The 207-nt window shown below is 40.1% G+C and carries 1 protein-coding gene; it reads right to left on the reverse strand.

From position 1 onward, the window contains the following. Positions 1–207, reverse strand: a 207-nt coding sequence (locus Q1A46_RS20900) for a hypothetical protein (RefSeq protein WP_299683610.1), incomplete at both ends; no start/stop codon positions are given.

Raw genomic sequence — 207 nt, forward strand, 5'->3', positions numbered from 1 at the left:
TCCTGCTAACTTCGATGGATCTGTATCGCCTACATAATCATCATTCGATAAAACATTCGTAGTAACTGGTGTTCCTGCATCTACTGTAGCTGTATCATCGGCAACTGTAGTCGTTGTTGGATTTGGATCAGTAGTATCTGGATTTCCATCTCCATCATCATCTAAATCACAAACTGTTGCTATTCCATCTGAATCAATATCTGGACC

The sequence above is a fragment of the uncultured Tenacibaculum sp. genome, assembly GCF_947502995.1.
In the GTDB taxonomy this organism is placed as follows: Bacteria; Bacteroidota; Bacteroidia; order Flavobacteriales; family Flavobacteriaceae; genus Polaribacter.